This window comes from Hymenobacter qilianensis (assembly GCF_014638675.1).
Taxonomy (GTDB): Bacteria; Bacteroidota; Bacteroidia; order Cytophagales; family Hymenobacteraceae; genus Hymenobacter; species Hymenobacter qilianensis.
On record NZ_BMFN01000002.1, the window covers coordinates 1,123,491 to 1,140,172 of the forward strand.

General features: G+C 53.0%; 15 protein-coding genes and 2 tRNA genes. 7 read left to right on the forward strand and 10 right to left on the reverse strand.

From position 1 onward, the window contains the following. Positions 1-29 precede the first annotated feature (29 nt). Positions 30-647, forward strand: a complete 618-nt coding sequence (locus IEW06_RS12435; RefSeq protein WP_187732813.1) for a thioredoxin family protein — start codon at positions 30-32, stop codon at positions 645-647. A gap of 87 nt (positions 648-734) precedes the next feature. Here the strand turns inward: IEW06_RS12435 and IEW06_RS12440 are convergent. The 6 genes from IEW06_RS12440 to mltG all read right to left on the reverse strand — a co-directional run bounded on the left by IEW06_RS12440 (position 735) and on the right by mltG (position 4,107). Continuing rightward, positions 735-819: transfer RNA gene (locus IEW06_RS12440), tRNA-Ser, on the reverse strand. 25 nt (positions 820-844) lie between these two features. Beyond that, positions 845-931 (reverse strand) — tRNA-Ser (locus IEW06_RS12445). A 106-nt stretch (positions 932-1,037) separates the two neighbouring features. Beyond that, complete coding sequence (locus IEW06_RS12450) at positions 1,038-2,033, reverse strand: YihY/virulence factor BrkB family protein (protein WP_188548361.1); 996 nt, start codon at positions 2,031-2,033, stop codon at positions 1,038-1,040. Between the two features lie 121 nt (positions 2,034-2,154). Beyond that, complete coding sequence (locus IEW06_RS12455) at positions 2,155-2,658, reverse strand: acyl-CoA thioesterase (RefSeq protein WP_187732814.1); 504 nt, start codon at positions 2,656-2,658, stop codon at positions 2,155-2,157. A 2-nt stretch (positions 2,659-2,660) separates the two neighbouring features. Further along, entirely contained in the window at positions 2,661-2,978 is a 318-nt protein-coding gene (locus IEW06_RS12460) for a hypothetical protein (protein ID WP_187732815.1), read from the reverse strand. Positions 2,979-3,030: 52 nt separating this feature from the next. Then, on the reverse strand, positions 3,031-4,107 hold the full coding sequence (gene mltG, locus IEW06_RS12465; protein WP_188548362.1) for an endolytic transglycosylase MltG: 1,077 nt from the start codon (positions 4,105-4,107) through the stop codon (positions 3,031-3,033). 301 nt (positions 4,108-4,408) lie between these two features. Here mltG and IEW06_RS12470 point away from each other — a divergent pair, with 301 nt between their 5' ends. Continuing rightward, complete coding sequence (locus IEW06_RS12470; protein WP_187732816.1) at positions 4,409-5,038, forward strand: L-threonylcarbamoyladenylate synthase; 630 nt, start codon at positions 4,409-4,411, stop codon at positions 5,036-5,038. A gap of 90 nt (positions 5,039-5,128) precedes the next feature. Here the strand turns inward: IEW06_RS12470 and IEW06_RS12475 are convergent, their stop codons facing one another. After that, positions 5,129-6,031: a lysophospholipid acyltransferase family protein gene (locus IEW06_RS12475; protein ID WP_188548363.1), complete on the reverse strand. Its 903-nt coding sequence runs from the start codon at positions 6,029-6,031 to the stop codon at positions 5,129-5,131. Continuing rightward, on the reverse strand, positions 6,028-6,918 hold the full coding sequence (locus IEW06_RS12480) for a hypothetical protein (RefSeq protein ID WP_188548364.1): 891 nt from the start codon (positions 6,916-6,918) through the stop codon (positions 6,028-6,030). The genes IEW06_RS12475 and IEW06_RS12480 overlap by 4 nt, the downstream gene beginning before the upstream one ends. Positions 6,919-7,004: 86 nt before the next feature. Here IEW06_RS12480 and IEW06_RS12485 point away from each other — a divergent pair, with 86 nt between their 5' ends. The 5 genes from IEW06_RS12485 (at position 7,005) to IEW06_RS12505 (ending at position 14,259) form a co-directional block, all read left to right on the forward strand. Beyond that, a complete protein-coding gene (locus IEW06_RS12485) occupies positions 7,005-7,637 on the forward strand; it encodes a WbqC family protein (protein ID WP_187732818.1) in 633 nt (210 codons plus the stop codon). Positions 7,638-7,750: 113 nt separating this feature from the next. Beyond that, on the forward strand, positions 7,751-10,366 hold the full coding sequence (locus IEW06_RS12490; protein ID WP_187732819.1) for an ATP-dependent Clp protease ATP-binding subunit: 2,616 nt from the start codon (positions 7,751-7,753) through the stop codon (positions 10,364-10,366). 171 nt (positions 10,367-10,537) lie between these two features. Then, positions 10,538-12,106, forward strand: coding sequence for an acyl-CoA carboxylase subunit beta (locus IEW06_RS12495; protein ID WP_187732820.1), 1,569 nt, complete (start codon positions 10,538-10,540; stop codon positions 12,104-12,106). A 159-nt stretch (positions 12,107-12,265) separates the two neighbouring features. Then, the gene (locus tag IEW06_RS12500) at positions 12,266-13,336 is read left to right on the forward strand and encodes a M42 family metallopeptidase (protein WP_187732821.1); all 1,071 of its coding nucleotides are present in this window, start codon (positions 12,266-12,268) and stop codon (positions 13,334-13,336) included. 101 nt (positions 13,337-13,437) lie between these two features. Continuing rightward, the gene (locus tag IEW06_RS12505; protein WP_223284676.1) at positions 13,438-14,259 is read left to right on the forward strand and encodes an ABC transporter substrate-binding protein; all 822 of its coding nucleotides are present in this window, start codon (positions 13,438-13,440) and stop codon (positions 14,257-14,259) included. A gap of 54 nt (positions 14,260-14,313) precedes the next feature. On the opposite strand, the gene IEW06_RS12510 is transcribed toward IEW06_RS12505, so the two are convergent. Beyond that, positions 14,314-15,546 carry a 3-phosphoshikimate 1-carboxyvinyltransferase gene (locus IEW06_RS12510; protein ID WP_187732822.1) on the reverse strand — a complete coding sequence of 411 codons (1,233 nt, stop codon included), beginning with the start codon at positions 15,544-15,546 and terminating at the stop codon, positions 14,314-14,316. Positions 15,547-15,594: 48 nt separating this feature from the next. Further along, positions 15,595-16,641: a 3-dehydroquinate synthase gene (aroB, locus tag IEW06_RS12515; protein WP_188548365.1), complete on the reverse strand. Its 1,047-nt coding sequence runs from the start codon at positions 16,639-16,641 to the stop codon at positions 15,595-15,597. Positions 16,642-16,682: the final 41 nt, after the last annotated feature.

The following is a 16,682-nucleotide window of genomic DNA, read 5'->3' on the forward strand; positions in this document are numbered from 1 at the left end:
TTTTCCACTTTTAACCCGTTTGCCTCCCGATGAAAAAGCTAACCTCCTTCTTCGTCCTTTGCTTCGGCCTCGTGTTGCTGAGCGCTTTTGTCCGGCCTTCCGGCGGCTATCAGGTAGGCGACACCGCCACCGACTTTAAGCTAAAAAACGTGGACGGCAAGCTCATGTCGCTGGCCGACAACAAGGCGGCCAAGGGCTTTATCGTGGTGTTTACCTGCAACACCTGCCCTTACGCTCAGGCCTATGAAAGCCGCATTATTGATCTGCACAAGAAATTTGCCCCCCAGGGCTACCCCGTAGTGGCCATCAACCCCAACGACCCAGCCGTAGCGCCCGGCGACTCGTTTGAGAAGATGCAGGCCCGCGCCACCAGCAAAAAATACCCCTTCCCCTACCTGCTCGATGAAACGCAGAACGTAGCGCAGACTTATGGTGCTACGCGCACACCTCACCTCTACGTGCTCACCCGCCATGGCAACGCTCTAAAAGTGGCCTACATCGGTGCCATAGATGATAATTCGGAGGAGCCTACGGCCGTGAAAACCAAGTACGTAGAGAATGCCCTCACCGATATTATGGCTGGCAAACCTGCTGCTACCAACTCAACGAAAGCCGTTGGCTGCACTATTAAGTGGAAAAAAGCTTAAAAAAAGCCCCCAGCGATAATAAATACGCCTACTTTAGAAGTAAAAGAAAAGCCCCCCGCTTCCAAAATGGAAGCGGGGGGCTTTTTGTAGAGAGCGAGGGATTCGAACCCCCGGAGGTTTAACCCTCAACGGTTTTCAAGACCGCCGCAATCGACCACTCTGCCAGCTCTCTAGGTCACGCGTACTAACTGTTCTTGCAGAGAGGGGGGGATTCGAACCCCCGATACCGTTGCCGGTATAACGGATTTCGAATCCGTCGCATTCGACCACTCTGCCACCTCTCTAACGTTCCCCCAATTAGGCGGTTTGGGGACGGCAAAAGTAAGAGGCAATTGACAATTAGCAATAACTACAGCGTAATTATAGTAGAAATTTTACGCTTTGTGCCTTTTATGCTTTTCCAACCGCTGCCAGATGCCGGCCGCTCAGGGCTACTGGCAGGTTTGCAACGGTTCGCAAACGCCCCGTAACGGCATCAATACTGACGTTTACCTCGAAGCCCAGAATCAGAGTCATGCACACAAAATCCAGCCACACCATAAAGCCCACCAGCGTACCTATAGAGCCATAAAAGTGGTTGTAGCTGTCAAAAATCTTGATGTATAGAATGAACAGAAAGGACACCAGAAAGATCAGCAGCGTAGCTACTACAGCGCCTGCCGACAGGAAGGGCCATTTGTCGTGCACGGGCGGCACGTAATAATAAATCACGCATGTAACGAGAAGAAACAGCCCGGCCACTGACCCATATTTCAGTAAACTAATGAGCTGATTAGTCAGCTCAGCAGGCACTATTTCGTAGAATACCAGCGTGTCGATGATGTAAGTGCCGAAGAAAATGCCCGCTATGGCGAACAATAGCACGAACGACAGCACGATGGTCAGCAGGGTGGCAATGACACGCTTGCGCACGTAGGTTCGGCGCTTGAACGACGGATATTTCTTCTCGAATGCATCCAACAGGGCCATAATGCCATTGGAGGATAGCACCAGGGCCGTCAGAAAACCAAAAGACAGCAACCCGCCGTGCGGAATATTGATGATATCTTCAATGGTATCGGCGGTGGCTACATACATTTCGCGGGGCATGATATCGCGCAGAAACTGCAGAATATCAATGTTTAGCTGCGGAATAGGGATATAGGGAATGAGCGTGAACAGGAAGATGATAGTGGGAAAAATGGCGATGGTGAAGTTGAACGCCATATAGCTGGCCCGCTTGGTAACGCTGTCCAGCTTCAACTCCTGAATCATACGGTCGAGCACATCATATACCGACGCCTGGCCGTGGTTGAAGCGCAGGCGCTTGAGCCACACGATGAACTTGCGGTATGAACGCCGGCGGCGCACCTCGGAGTAGTGGTAGCGGCGAACGGGGTTTCTCATAGATCAACGGTCAACGTACAATCGGCATAACAATTTGTCCCCCAGAAGGTGTTCATTGCTTCTTACTTTCCTTCTTTGCCGCCGTTTTTCACAAGTAGAAGCTGCTTGGAAATGAGAGCTATTACTTATTCTTTTTGGGAGCAAATGCCGCTGGCGCAGGCGCGTCGGGGGGCAATTTGGACGATGCAGGCGTTAGCGGCCCAGCCTTTTCGTCGTCGGTAAAGTAAGGCGCGAGCTTGTTTAGGATAGCCTCCGGGATAGGAACCGGCCGCCCCGTCGCTGTGCTTACAAACACCATCAGCGTGTGGCCTTCGGTGAGCAACTCCAGGGCTTCATTGTAAATCTCGTACTCGAATAACACTCTCGACCCTTCCGCCGGCTGGCGCAGCATTAGTCGCACCGTCAGCAGGTCGTCGTAGCGGGCGGGCCGGCGAAACCGGGTGCGTATCTCTCCTACCGGCATGCCAACTCCATCAGCCTCCAAATCTTTATACCGGATTCCTAATTGCCGAAAAGCTTCCGTACGGGCTACTTCGAAGTAAGCGGCATAGTTGCCGTGGTACACGTAGCCCATCTGGTCGGTTTCGGCATAGCGGACGCGGATTTGGATGTCGGAAGTGTACATAGTTATTCCTCTGTTAAGCTGTACATCTCAACTAAGTTGAGTAAGTAATGACCTTGAATTTTCAATTCGCTTGTGTTTATAATAATTACCAAAAACACGTTTTTGTCTTGCGTCCCAATGAACACATGCTCAAAAAGTCCATTAGGATTTAGATAAACATATACTACATCCATAATTTCAAATCCATCCAAATCAATAGCTGGTATCACGTCAACATACGGCCATATATCTACTATTTGCTCTGCCGTACTAGTAACATCTTGCATTGGTGATTGAAAGGTTTGATTGTAATCTTCCAAACTCAACTTATTCGTAATCACCTTAATCCCGAGTAAAAAATATTTACTTATTGTTTACCAAAACGAAGCTCAGTTACTTCATAATGCCGCTCCGCGTGAGAGCAGCCTGATAACGGCGGGCATTCAGTAGGTGGTCGCGCTCGTTGGTGGCGAAGGCGTGGTAGCCGCTGAAGTCCTCTTTGGCGCAGAAATAAATGTATTGGTGCTTTTCGGGGTTGAGCACGGCATCGATGCTAGCAATGCTGGGCAAGTTGATGGGTCCGGGGGGCAAACCTTTGTATTTGTACGTGTTGTATGGCGAGTCTTTGGCCAAGTGTACGTTGAGTACGCGTTTGATGCCGAAGTCGCCGTTGGCGTATACCACCGTGGGGTCGGCCTGGAGCAGCATGCCGCGCTCTAAGCGGTTGAGGTAAACACCAGCCACGCGTGGGCGCTCGTCGGCGTGCTGCTGCTGCTCGGCTTCCACGATGCTGGCCAGGGTGCTTACCTGAGCCCGGGTCAGGCCCAGCGCTTTGGCTTTGGCGTCGCGGGCCGGGGTCCAGAACTTTTCGTACTCCTTTTTCATGCGCTGCATGAGGTTTTCGGCCGAAGTATTCCAGTACAGCTCGTAGGTATTAGGGATAAACATGCCCAGAATACTTGTCGTGTCGAAGCCCAGGGAGCGGGTGTAGCTGGGGCTACTGAGCAGGCTATCGAACTCGTGCGGCCGGGCGTCGATGGTGGTGCCGAGCTTCTTGGCCAAATCTTGGCGCAGACGGATATTCTGAAAAGTCAGGCTGAGCGGCGACTGAATACCGCGCCGTAAGTCGTTGATCATTTCGCGGTTAGTGTAGCCATCTTTCAGCTCGTAGCGGCCGGGCTTCACCAGTTCATCATACTTCATCAGCTTGGCCACGAAGCGAAAAGAAAGCCGGTCAATGATGACGTTCTTGGCGTCAATCGAATCCATCACGGCCTTGTAGCTCTGTCCCTGCCGAATAAGCAGATACGTCGGCTGGCCTTTCGTTTCGACGTTGGGCGTGTAGAAAACCTGGTAGAAATAATACGAGAACGACACGAACAGCACGCCCAGCACCGCTACCACGGCAGCGTAGCGGTTGCGGCGTTTCTGGGCTTTGGCTTTGGATTCGGCACGGGAAATTTGGGACATAAGCGAAGAGAGATACGGCTAATAAGAATAAACCGGCGGCGCGCAGCACGCCTTTAGCCAGCTTGATTTTTCGGGCCCAAAAGTACACGTTCTAGACTTCCGGTTTTGCTAACGCGAAAAAAGCCCCCCAGTGTTCGATTACGTTTGGTTGGGGGGCTTTTTTTGGATTTAAAGAGTGCAAACAGCAACCTTCAGCAAAAAAAATGCGAAGGAGTGACTGTTAATTAGCGCCCGCAGTATCTTGCCTGATCCCGGCCCGGCGCCAGTTTCTTTTCGTTTTTCACCTTATATCCGCCCGCTCATGTCCGCTACCCTGCTTCGCATCCACCCCGATAATCCGCCCCAAAACCGTTTGCTGCAAGCCGTAGAAGTGTTGCGCAAAGGAGGAGTAATTATTTATCCCACGGATACGATTTATGGCCTGGGCTGCGACATTCACAACGCGAAAGCCGTCGAAAAGCTTTGCCGCATCAAGGGCATTCATCCTGAAAAAGCCAACCTGTCGTTTATCTGCAACGACCTTTCGCACATCACCGATTACGCCCACGGCATCACGACGCCGGTGTACAAAGTGCTGAAAAAGGCCCTGCCCGGTCCGTTTACGTTTATTTTTGAGGCGAGCCCAAAAGCCCCCCGCTACGGCGGCGTAAAGCGCAAAACGGTGGGCATCCGCGTTCCCGACCATAATATTTGCCTGGGTCTGGTGCGCGAGTTGGGCAATCCCATCGTCAGCACTTCCATTCACGATGAAGATACGCTGATTGAATACTCTACCGACCCGGACCTGATTTTTGAGAAGTATCGCCCGCTGGTAGATCTGGTTATTGATGGCGGCTTCGGCAACAACATCGCCAGCACCGTCGTCGACTGCACCAATGATGATTTCGACATCATCCGCCAAGGCGCCGGCGATATTGAGCAGTATCTGTAAGGTAAAATTGTGAAGTGGTGAAATGGTGAGTTAGCTGTTCTGAAGGCACAAACTGCGCCGCTGCAACAGCTAACTCACCATTTCACCACTTCACAATTTCTCCCTTTTGTGTTTCCAGCGCCGATGCGACCAGAGGTAATCAGCCGGAGCAGCTTGTATATCAAGCTCCAGCTGGCGGGCAAACGCTTCGGTTATTTGGTGGCCGTCTTTGGGTAGCGGGGTTTCGCCATCGTAGAGTTCCGTGAGGTGCATCTCATAATACCCGCGCCGCTGCCGCCGAATGCTCACGTACACGACGGGGCACTTAAACTGGGCAGCCAGCTTATCGGCGCCGGTATAAAAGGCGGTATCCTGGTGCAGAAACGTTGTCCAGTATTGCTGGTCGGCGCGGCTGGGGCTTTGGTCGCTGAGCATGCTTAGCACCCGGCCTTGGTTGCGGTGGCGCACCAGGTGGCGCAGCGTATCGCGCATGGGCACCAGTCGGGCTCCCGTTTGGGTGCGCAGCCGGTACACAAAGTCTTCAAAAAACGGGTTTGTAAGCGGCTTATACACCCCATCGGCCCGCGGCCCCAGCCACACGGCGCCAGCCGTAATAATCCATTCCCAGTTGCCGGCATGCGAGCCCAAAGCCAGCACCGGGCCCCCTTTGGCCAGCAGCTTCTCCAGCACTTCCGGGTTGGGCATAAATACCCGTTGCTTCAACTCAGCCGCAGAAATGCCCCCCAGCTTCAGAATTTCGATCAGCAGTTCAGCAAAGTGTCGGTAAAACTTCTTCGCCAACTGCTGAATCTGCGCCTCGGTTTTCTCCGGAAAAGAATTACGCAGGTTTTCCAGCACCACCCTTTGCCGATAGCGCAGCCCGTAGGCCATCACCAGATAAAACCCATCGGCCACCACGTACAGCACTGAGAGCGGCAGATGCGCCAGGCCAGTCAGCAGCCACTCCAAGGGGCAGTAATACCACGGATAGGTGTTCTGGGGGGCTTTTTTCATCGGGGCAGGGTAGCCGCGGCGGGCGCGTATTCGTCGGGGCGGCGTTGCAGGCGCGTGGTAATTGAAGTCAAAAGTTTGCCTTTGGCGTCGCGTACTTCCATGATCAGATCATAGTCGCCGGCCATCAGGTTGGCAATATTCATATCCCCTAATACCAGATGCGGTCCACCAGCCACGGCGCGGGCCAGGCCGGCAGAAGTTAGCACATCAGCGCCGCCCGCTGCCGGGCGTATGCGGCAGCGAGTAGCCAGCACAATGGGCGAAGGTGCATCGTATAGTTCGGCGTACCAAGCCAAGCGGTCGGCACCGCGGGCGTATAGGCCGTTGGGCGTACGCGCAAGGCTATAGCCGCCACGGGTAAAATTATCTCCCGGCACGGCAGAGCGGCCGGCTGGTCGCGCTAGCAGCACAATGTCGCTCAAGCGCGTTTTAGATTCATTAAAGTCCAGCACAAGCGGTTGCTCGATGGTGGCGAGGTTCTTTTTACTCGTTTGATCCTGCACTTTAGCCCGAAGTGTATACTGCCCATCGGGAAGTTCGATGCGCTTCTGGAAACTGATCGGGTTTTTCAGCGCGATACTCGTGTCATTCAGCACAGGCGGTTTCAGCGTAATGGTTTCCTGATAGGCCGCCGAGCCATCCGCGCGCACTGCTTCCAGCGTAACCGCCGCCGCCGCCTGAAATATTTTGGGAGCCCGTTTACGATAAATCAGAGCGTTGCCGGGCACCGTCACGTACAATTCTACTACGGCGCCTTTCGTAACGGTATTTTCATTGCGAAAGCGGACTACATCGAGCAGTAAGCCCGTTTTTTGAGCTTGAGCTGCTAAGGTATTGCTGAGCATAAGCAATGCTACAAGCAACCGAAGGGCAAATGATTTTGTCATTTTGGCTGATTAATGGCGGTCAAAAGTACTCCCGATCTGCTTACTATTGCAGCGTTTCCGCTTTCCGCGCCCGACTTGCCAGCATCATGCCCGTTTTATCTGAATTACCATATAATCCGCCGATTGCTTTCTTTGCCGAACTAGTAGGGACCGACTCTTTGTTAGTAGAGAGTCAGGAAAACTATCGCAAACAAACCTATCGTAATCGGTGTCTTATACTTACTGCTCAGGGCGTAAAGCCCCTGACAGTGCCTGTAGTAGATGGTAATCGCAGCAAGAAAGTCAAAACCGCGGAGCTAGAGATAGATTATCGGCAAAATTGGGTGCACCAGCACTGGCGCACCCTGCAAACCGCGTATGGCGGCAGTCCGTATTTTGAATATTACGCCGACTATTTGCACGATATCTACGTACAAAAACCACCGCTGCTTTTTGACCTCAACCTTAACCTACTGCACTTCTACCTACGATGCCTGCGGATGCGAATTCCGGTGGTATTTACTACAGAGTATCACCCCTCCTACCCCGACCCTACGGTGCGCGACCGACGCGATTGGCTGACACCCAAAGCGCCCGCTTACCCCGAACCTGACACTCCGTCCGAACCCAGCCGGGTGCGGGCTTATTCGCAGACCTTTGGCCTGCAATTTGTTCCTGATTTAAGCATATTGGACCTGCTCTTTTCGCAGGGTCCTAACGCCGGCAGCTATCTCGCGTAGATTTCCTTAGCGCTGCCCCCGAACCTTCGCCCGCCCTTTCCTGTTTTCAGGTTGATCCGGCCCAACCCGCTTTACCCGGCGGGGATCTATATTTTCTTCACTACCTTATCTGCATGGAAGCTAAATTCTCAAATCGAGTCAAAGAGGTCATCTCTTTGAGCCGGGAAGAAGCCATCCGGCTCGGGCACGATTATATCGGCACCGAACACCTGCTGCTGGGCATGATCCGCGAAGGCGAAGGCACTGCCATCGGACTGCTCAAGAAATTGGGTGTGTCGGTGGAAGAGCTTAAGTACGCACTGGAACAAGCAACCCGCAACACGGCTACGCAAGGCACGAGCATCACCGGCTCTATTCCGCTGACCAAACAAACCGAGAAAGTACTCAAGATTACCTATCTAGAGGCTAAAATCTTCAAGAGCGAAATTATCGGCACCGAGCATCTGCTGTTGTCGATTCTGCGCGATGAAGACAATATTTCTTCGCAAATTCTCAGCAAATTCAACGTGAACTACGAATCCGTACGCGACTCGCTGGACTATCACGGCAACCCTGCCCCCACCGACCGCGCCCCTGACACCGACGACGACGACAACGACAAGCTCTTTGGCGGCTCCAGCCGTGGTAGCAGCTCGGGCAGTAGCTCAGCTGCTAAAAAGCCCGGCGAGAAGTCGCGCACGCCTGTGCTCGATAACTTCGGCCGCGACCTGACCAAACTGGCCGAGGAAGATAAGCTTGACCCCATCGTAGGTCGTGAGAAAGAAATCGAGCGCGTAGCTCAGATTCTGTCGCGCCGCAAAAAGAACAACCCTATCCTCATCGGTGAGCCTGGTGTTGGTAAAACTGCTATTGCAGAAGGCCTCGCTCTGCGCATTATTCAGAAGAAAGTATCGCGTGTACTGTTCGGCAAGCGCGTGGTGACGCTGGATCTGGCTTCGCTGGTGGCTGGCACCAAGTACAGGGGGCAATTTGAGGAGCGCATGAAGGCCGTGATGAACGAGCTGGAAAAGTCGCCCGACGTTATCCTCTTTATTGACGAGCTGCACACGATTGTAGGCGCTGGTGGAGCTTCCGGCTCACTTGACGCTTCCAACATGTTCAAGCCGGCTCTGGCCCGTGGCGAGATTCAATGCATCGGTGCTACTACGCTCGACGAGTATCGTCAGTACATCGAGAAAGATGGTGCCTTGGCACGTCGTTTCCAGATGGTAATGGTAGACCCCACTACACCTGAGGAAACGATTGAAATCCTGCACAACATCAAGGACAAGTATCAGGATCACCACCACGTTATCTATACTGATAAGGCTATTGAGTCGTGCGTGAAGCTTTCTGATCGTTACATGTCCGACCGTTTCCTGCCAGACAAAGCCATCGATATTCTCGACGAAGCTGGTGCCCGCGTGCACATCAACAACATTGTGGTTCCCGAAGATATTCTCAAGCTCGAAGAGCAGATCGAGAACATCAAGGTGGAGAAAAACCGCGTGGTAAAGTCGCAGAAATACGAGGAAGCCGCTCAGCTTCGTGACAAAGAGAAGAAGCTTCTGGAACAACTCGACTCAGCTAAGAAAAGCTGGGAAGATGAGACCAAGAAGAAGCGCTACACTGTGAAAGAGGAAAACGTGGCCGAGGTAATCGCCATGATGACCGGCATTCCGGTAGTACGTGTTGCCCAGAATGAAAGCGCTAAGCTGCTCAACATGGGTGAGGAACTGCAAGGCAAAGTAATTGGCCAGGATAAAGCCATCAAGCAATTGGTGAAAGCTATCCAACGTACGCGTGTAGGCTTGAAAGACCCAAAGAAGCCTATCGGCTCATTCGTTTTCCTTGGCCCAACGGGTGTAGGTAAGACGGAGCTAGCTAAGGTCCTGTCTACTTATCTCTTCGACAAAGAGGATTCACTCGTGCGTATCGACATGAGTGAGTACATGGAAAAGTTCAGCGTATCGCGCCTGGTGGGCGCACCTCCCGGCTACGTGGGTTACGAAGAAGGCGGTCAGCTGACGGAAAAAATCCGTCGTAAGCCTTATTCGGTTATCCTGCTCGACGAGATTGAGAAGGCTCACCCCGACGTGTACAACCTGCTTCTGCAAGTACTTGACGACGGTATCCTAACTGACGGCTTGGGCCGCAAGGTGGACTTCCGCAACACGATTATCATCATGACCTCTAACATCGGTGCCCGCGACTTGCAGGACTTCGGTGCGGGTATCGGCTTCGGCACGAAAAACCGGATGGAGAACATGGATGATATCATGAAGGGCACCATTACGAATGCTTTGCGCAAGACCTTCTCACCGGAGTTCCTCAACCGTTTGGACGATGTGATTGTCTTCAACTCTTTGGAGAAGAAAGACATCCACAAGATCATCGACATCTCGCTGGCTAAGTTGCTGTCGCGTATTCAGACACTGGGCTACAAAGTTGAGTTGACGGAAGCCGCTAAGGACTTTGTAGCTGACAAAGGCTACGATCCGAAGTATGGTGCACGTCCGCTGAACCGGGCTATCCAGAAGTACATCGAAGATCCGATTGCGGAGGAAATCCTTAAAGCTGAGATTGCGCAGGGTGATATCATCACGGCTGATTACGCAGAAGGTGCTGAAGAGCTAGTCTTTGCGGTAAGCAAGAGTGGTGAAAAGACGAATCTGGCCAGCGACGAGCGGCCAGAGGAAGCCCCCGAGACAGACGCCGATGACGTGACCGACAAGGGCAAGGGCAAGTAAATTGTAGATTACCGAAAGGGCCGACTTCTTCACAGAGGTCGGCCCTTTTACTTTATCAATCATTTTCTGCTTAGATCTAAAAAAGCCCCCCGAGTTCTGTGCATCAATTTTGCGCCCTTCGGTTACCTTTGAGTTCACAACCTAAGTAGCTACATCAATTCCCACCCATATATGTCCGATCCCCACGCCGACGCCCAACTCAGCAAACTTGAAGTACTCGACCGAAAAAATGCGGAAGCATTGCTTGGTGGGGGGCAAATTCGCATCGATGCCCAGCACAAAAAAGGTAAGCTGACCGCTCGAGAACGGGTAGATTTATTGATGGACGAAGGCTCATTTGAGGAAATCGGCAAGTTTGTAATGCACCGATCCAAGGATTTTGGCCTCGACAAAGAGTATTATCTCGGTGATGGTGTCGTGACAGGATACGGTACCGTAAATGGCCGCTTGGTGTACGTTTTCTCTCAAGATTTCACGGTTTTCGGTGGCTCTCTGAGTGAGACTCATGCCGAGAAAATCGTGAAGATCATGGACTTGGCCATGAAGAATGGGGCGCCGGTTATTGGTTTGAATGATTCGGGCGGGGCCCGAATTCAGGAAGGCGTCGTGAGTTTGGGCGGGTACGCTGATATATTCTACAAGAACACGCTGGCTTCGGGTGTCATTCCGCAGCTGTCAGCCATTATGGGGCCGTGCGCGGGTGGTGCAGTGTATTCGCCGGCCATTACCGATTTCATTCTGATGGTGGAAAACACGAGCTATATGTTCGTGACGGGCCCCAACGTGGTGAAGACGGTAACGCACGAAAACGTGACCAGCGAAGAGCTTGGTGGCGCCAGCACGCACTCAGCCAAAAGCGGCGTGACGCACTTCAGCTGCGCCAACGAGGTGGCCTGCATAACTCACCTCAAGCAGCTGTTGAGCTATATGCCGCAGAACTGCGAAGAAAATGCCCCCCACCTCCCCTACGAGCCTCAGGGCGACGAATCGCGGCCAGCGCTGAACACCATTATCCCAGAGAATCCTAACCAGCCTTATGATATTCGGGAGGTGATTGAGGGTATTATTGATGCAGATTCCTTTCTGGAGGTTCACCAGAATTTCGCTGAGAATATAGTAGTTGGCTTTGCCCGGTTAGGTGGTCGCAGCATCGGGATTGTGGGCAATCAGCCGGCTGTGCTGGCTGGCGTGCTTGACATTAATGCCAGCACCAAAGCAGCTCGTTTCGTACGTTTTTGCGATTCATTTAACATTCCGCTCTTAGTGCTGGAAGACGTGCCCGGCTTCTTGCCAGGTACCGATCAGGAGTGGCGAGGCATCATCACTAATGGAGCGAAACTGCTTTATGCTTTCTGCGAAGCTACTGTGCCGCGTATCACGGTTATCACGCGCAAAGCATATGGCGGCGCCTACGATGTGATGAACTCTAAGCACATTGGGGCCGACATGAACTACGCTTGGCCTACCGCTGAAATTGCGGTGATGGGAGCAAAAGGCGCAGCTGAAATCATTTTTAAGCGTGAAATAGCCACTGCTGATGACCCAGAAGCCAAGCTGGCCGAAAAGGTAGACGAGTATCAGCAGAAGTTTGCGACACCTTACCGCGCGGCACATCGCGGCTTTGTAGATGAGGTGATTCTGCCAGCCCAAACGCGCCAGAAACTGATTCGCGCGTTTAAAATGCTGGAGAACAAAGTAGATGTGTTGCCGCGCAAAAAACACGGCAATATTCCGTTGTAAGCCAGCCTTCAACCCTTTACCTCATTTGGAAGCGCATTTAGTTTAGCCATCCTGAATGCGTTGACTACAAAGTATTTATGATTGCTCAATGAGTATTCACACTCTTTTGGGCCATTTATATTTCTTCCCGGATGGCAGCTATTTCAATCTGATCCACCCATGCGTAACGAATCATTCGATTTTCTTCAGAAATACCTAAATAACCCTTCCCCTACTGGTTTTGAGAAGGAAGGGCAAAAGCTGTGGCTCGACTATATCAAGCCATACATCGACGAGTATTTCGTGGATACCTACGGCACGGTAGTCGGTGTAATTAACCCGGAAGCCAAGTACAAAGTCGTTATCGAGGCGCACGCCGATGAGATTTCTTACTTCGTGAACTACATCACGAAAGAAGGCTACATCTACGTGCGGCGCAACGGCGGTTCAGACGCTTTGGTGGCTCCATCCAAGCGCGTGAATATTCACACCGATAAGGGCATTGTAAAGGCCATTTTTGGCTGGCCAGCTATCCACGTGCGTAAGGTAGAGCAGGACAAGGCGCCTACTATCGAAACCATTTTCCTGGATTGTGGCGCCACCTCCAGAGACGAGGTCGAACGCATGGGCATCCACGTGGGCTCGGTCGTCACCTTCGAGGACGAGTTTATGGTGATGAACCGGCAATACTTTGTGGGGCGTGCGCTGGACAACCGTATTGGTGGTTTTATGATTGCGGAAGTAGCCCGGCTGCTGAAAGAAAACAAGCAAAAGCTGCCTTTTGGCCTCTACGTAGTGAATGCCGTACAGGAGGAAATCGGCCTGCGGGGGGCTGAAATGATAGCGCACCGCATTCAGCCGGACGTTGCCATTATTACGGACGTAATTCATGACACGCAGGCGCCGATGTACGAGAAGAAAACCAGCGGCGATTTACATTGTGGCAAAGGCCCGGTGGTCACCTACGGTCCGGCTGTGCAGAATAACTTGCGTGAGCTGATTATAGAAACCGCTAAAACCTCTGACATTCCGTTTCAGCGCGCTTCCGCAACCCGCGCCACCGGCACCGATACGGATGCCTTCGCTTACTCTAACGCCGGGGTGGCTGCTGCGCTTATTTCATTGCCACTCAAGTACATGCACACTACCGTAGAAACGGTACACCAGGACGATGTGGAGAACGTAATTCAGTTGATCTACCAAACTTTGCTGCGAATCGAGGACGGCCACGATTTTCGTTATTTCAGTTAGCAGTACACAGTAGACCAAAAAGCCAAGACGCCGGTTTGACACGATATTGTCAGGCCGGCGTCTTGGTTTCGTATAAGGCTTTATCGTGTTTTTGACTTTGTATGTCTCAGTTCCTTCCTTCCCCTCCTGCTCTGCCCCTCACGCTCACCGACCAGATGGGGCGCCGCGTGGTGGTGCCGTATCCGCCACGTCGTATCGTGTCGCTGGTGCCTTCGCAGACGGAGTTGTTATTCGATTTGGGTCTAGGGGCAAGAGTAGTTGGGGTGACAAAGTTCTGCATACACCCAGCCGAAGCGCGGCAACAGGCCACCATAATCGGCGGCACCAAAAACTTTGATTTTGAGAAGATTGCCGCGCTAAAGCCCGATCTTATCATTGGCAATAAGGAGGAGAATTATCAGGAAGGCATTGAGCAGTTGGCTGCGCATTATCCAGTGTGGCTAAGCGACATTAGCAACCTCACCGATGCTTTGCGCATGATTCGGCAGGTGGGCGTGCTGGTAGGTGCCAAGGCCAAGGCGGACCAACTCGCAGCAAATATTAAGCTTGCCTTTGCGCAGCTTTCACCTCCCCAGAAGCCCGTGCCAGCCGCTTATTTTATCTGGCGCAAGCCGTATATGGTGGCGGCGGCGGGTACCTTTATTGATGATATGCTGGGGCGGGCGGGTTTTGCCAACGTATTTGCCCCCCAGCAACGCTATCCGGAGGTTTTGGCTGAACAGTTAACTGCGGCCACGCCGCGCGTTATTCTTTTATCATCGGAGCCTTATCCTTTTGGGGCAAAGCACATTGCGGAGTTTCAGGCAATTTGCCCCCCGGCCCAAATCCAGATTGTTGATGGAGAACTATTCAGCTGGTATGGCAGCCGATTGCAACACTCAGCCGCTTATTTCACTGAGTTGAGGGCGGCTATTGTGTCATAAAGCGTAAAATGCGGTCATGCTTCGCTTTGGCTCTGCATGACCGCATTTTACGCTTTATGCTTTAAATCCTGCTTGCTCTAACTCATCCCAGAAGCTAGGATAGGACTTGCGGACAACTTGGGGGGCATTTATGGTCAGCGGGCCTCGTAGCGCTAGTGGGGCGAAGGCCATAGCCATGCGGTGGTCGTGGTAAGTGGCTACGGTTTGCCCATTCACCTCAAAATCGGTGGTAGCTACGCGGAATACATCTGGTTTTTCTTCGGTGAGGGTAGCGCCGAATTTGGCAACTTCCGTTTGCAGGGCCAAGATGCGGTCTGTTTCCTTAATGCGTAAGCTTTCCAGGCCGGTCATTTCTACGCTTATGCCTTGGGCAGCAGCTATTACGGCCACGGTTTGGGCTAGGTCGGGGCAATCGGTGAAATCCTGGGAGAAAGCACCGGTTGGGGGCTGCTGGGTAAGCAGTACGCCATCGGGCACGAACTCGGTAGCTACGCCAAGCTTTTCCATTATGCCGACAATTGCCTGGTCGCCTTGCAAGGAGTGGCGGCGCAAACCCGGCAAATGAATTTGCCCCCCAGCAGGCGACAAAGCCACCATACTATACCAATAGCTCGCCGCCGACCAGTCGGCTTCAATGGCGTAATCGGCGGGCTTATAAGAAGTGGGGCGAACTTCCAGCACGGAGCCTAAATCCCGGCAATCGGCCCCGAAGTGCTGCATGAGCGATAGGGTCATGCGGATATAGGGGCGCGAACCGACTTTGCCCGTCAGAAATAACCGCAAGCCACCGGGTAGTTGGGGCCCGATCATGAGCAAAGCTGAAATGTACTGGCTGCTGATGTCGCCGCGTACGGTTAGCTCGGCCATTTCTTCGGCGGGCAAATTTGCCCCCCAGCCCTTGATATTGAGTGGTGGATACCCTTCCTTTTCCGCGTAATCAATCTGCATTCCGAGCTGGCGCAGGGCATCGACGAGGACGCCAATAGGCCGCTCCCGCATGCGGGCAGTGCCGGTGAGCAAGGCTTGTCGGTTAGTAACGGACAAATACGCCGTAAGAAAGCGCATCACGGTGCCGGCATCTTCCGCGTCGAGGGTATCGGCGATGGAGTTGGCCAGCAGGCGGCGCATGAGTTGGGTATCGTTGGCGTCGGAAAGATTCGAGAGAGTGCCATTGCCGGCCAAGGCCTGAATAATCAGGGCGCGATTGCTTTCACTCTTGGATGCTGGTAGTTGGGCGGTGCCCTGTAGGGGGCCGCCGGGCCAGGCTAACGTTATTGAATCGGGCATTTGGAGTACTTAATAAGGAACACGCAGCGCGTGGCAGTCTTGATTTATTTAGCTCAACAGGCGATGATAGTAGCGCAGGGAGCTCGCTATTTCATCCACGCTAACGGGCTGGTCGTAGATGGCATTGCCGATGCCTTCCAGCAACGTGCAGTTGATGGTGGAGCCGGCATTTTTCTTATCCTGTAAAGCCAGTTCCGCAATTGCATCGGTTTCGAGCGTAACAAACTGAACCTTCTCGAATACGGAGAACAGGAAAGTCTCAATCTTGTCCAGCTCTTCTTCGGTTAAGATGCCTCTTGTTATGGAAATCCAGCTTTCGCAAATCATCCCAACGGCAACCGCTTCGCCATGCAGAATTTCGCGGCCGGGCTGGCTGAGCAGGTAGCTTTCGAGGGCGTGGCCCACAGTATGGCCGAAATTGAGCACTTTGCGCAAACCACTCTCCAGCGGATCGGCGGCCACAATGCGCTCTTTGGTCAGCACTGACTCGTGAATAATTGGCCCCCACTCATCCACGAAAAAACCGGTGCGCCGATGGTGTTCAAACGCGGCCGCGTCGGCAATCAGCCAGTGCTTCACCACCTCCGCGTAGCCCGACTTGAGTTGGCGAGGTTCGAGCGTATTCAAAAATCGCGGCTCGATAAACACAGCCGCCGGCGTCTGAAAAACGCCGAGCTGGTTCTTGAAATTCTGAAAATCGATGCCGGTTTTGCCCCCCACGCTGGCATCTACCTGCGCCAGCAGTGTAGTGGGCACCTGCACGAAGCGAATGCCGCGCTTGTACAGCGCCGCGCAAAAGCCCCCCAGATCGGTGACCACGCCCCCGCCCAGGTTTACGAGCACGGCAAAGCGGTCGGCGCGGGCTTCGGTAAGCGCTTCCCATACGGTTTCGCAGGTAGCCAGCACTTTATATTCTTCCCCGTCCGGAATCTCGATAGTAATATGATTCTCAGGCAGAAACTCGCGCAGACGCGGGTAGCAGAGCCGGATGGTGTTCGCGTCGGCTAACACAAACACCTGACTTACCGCCGGCTGGCGCAAGAGGTCGGCGAGTTCGATTAACGCGTGAGGACCGATGGCAGGAGTGTCTTGCAAGGGATAAAGGGGTTATCGAGGAACAAATGATAGAACAGCTG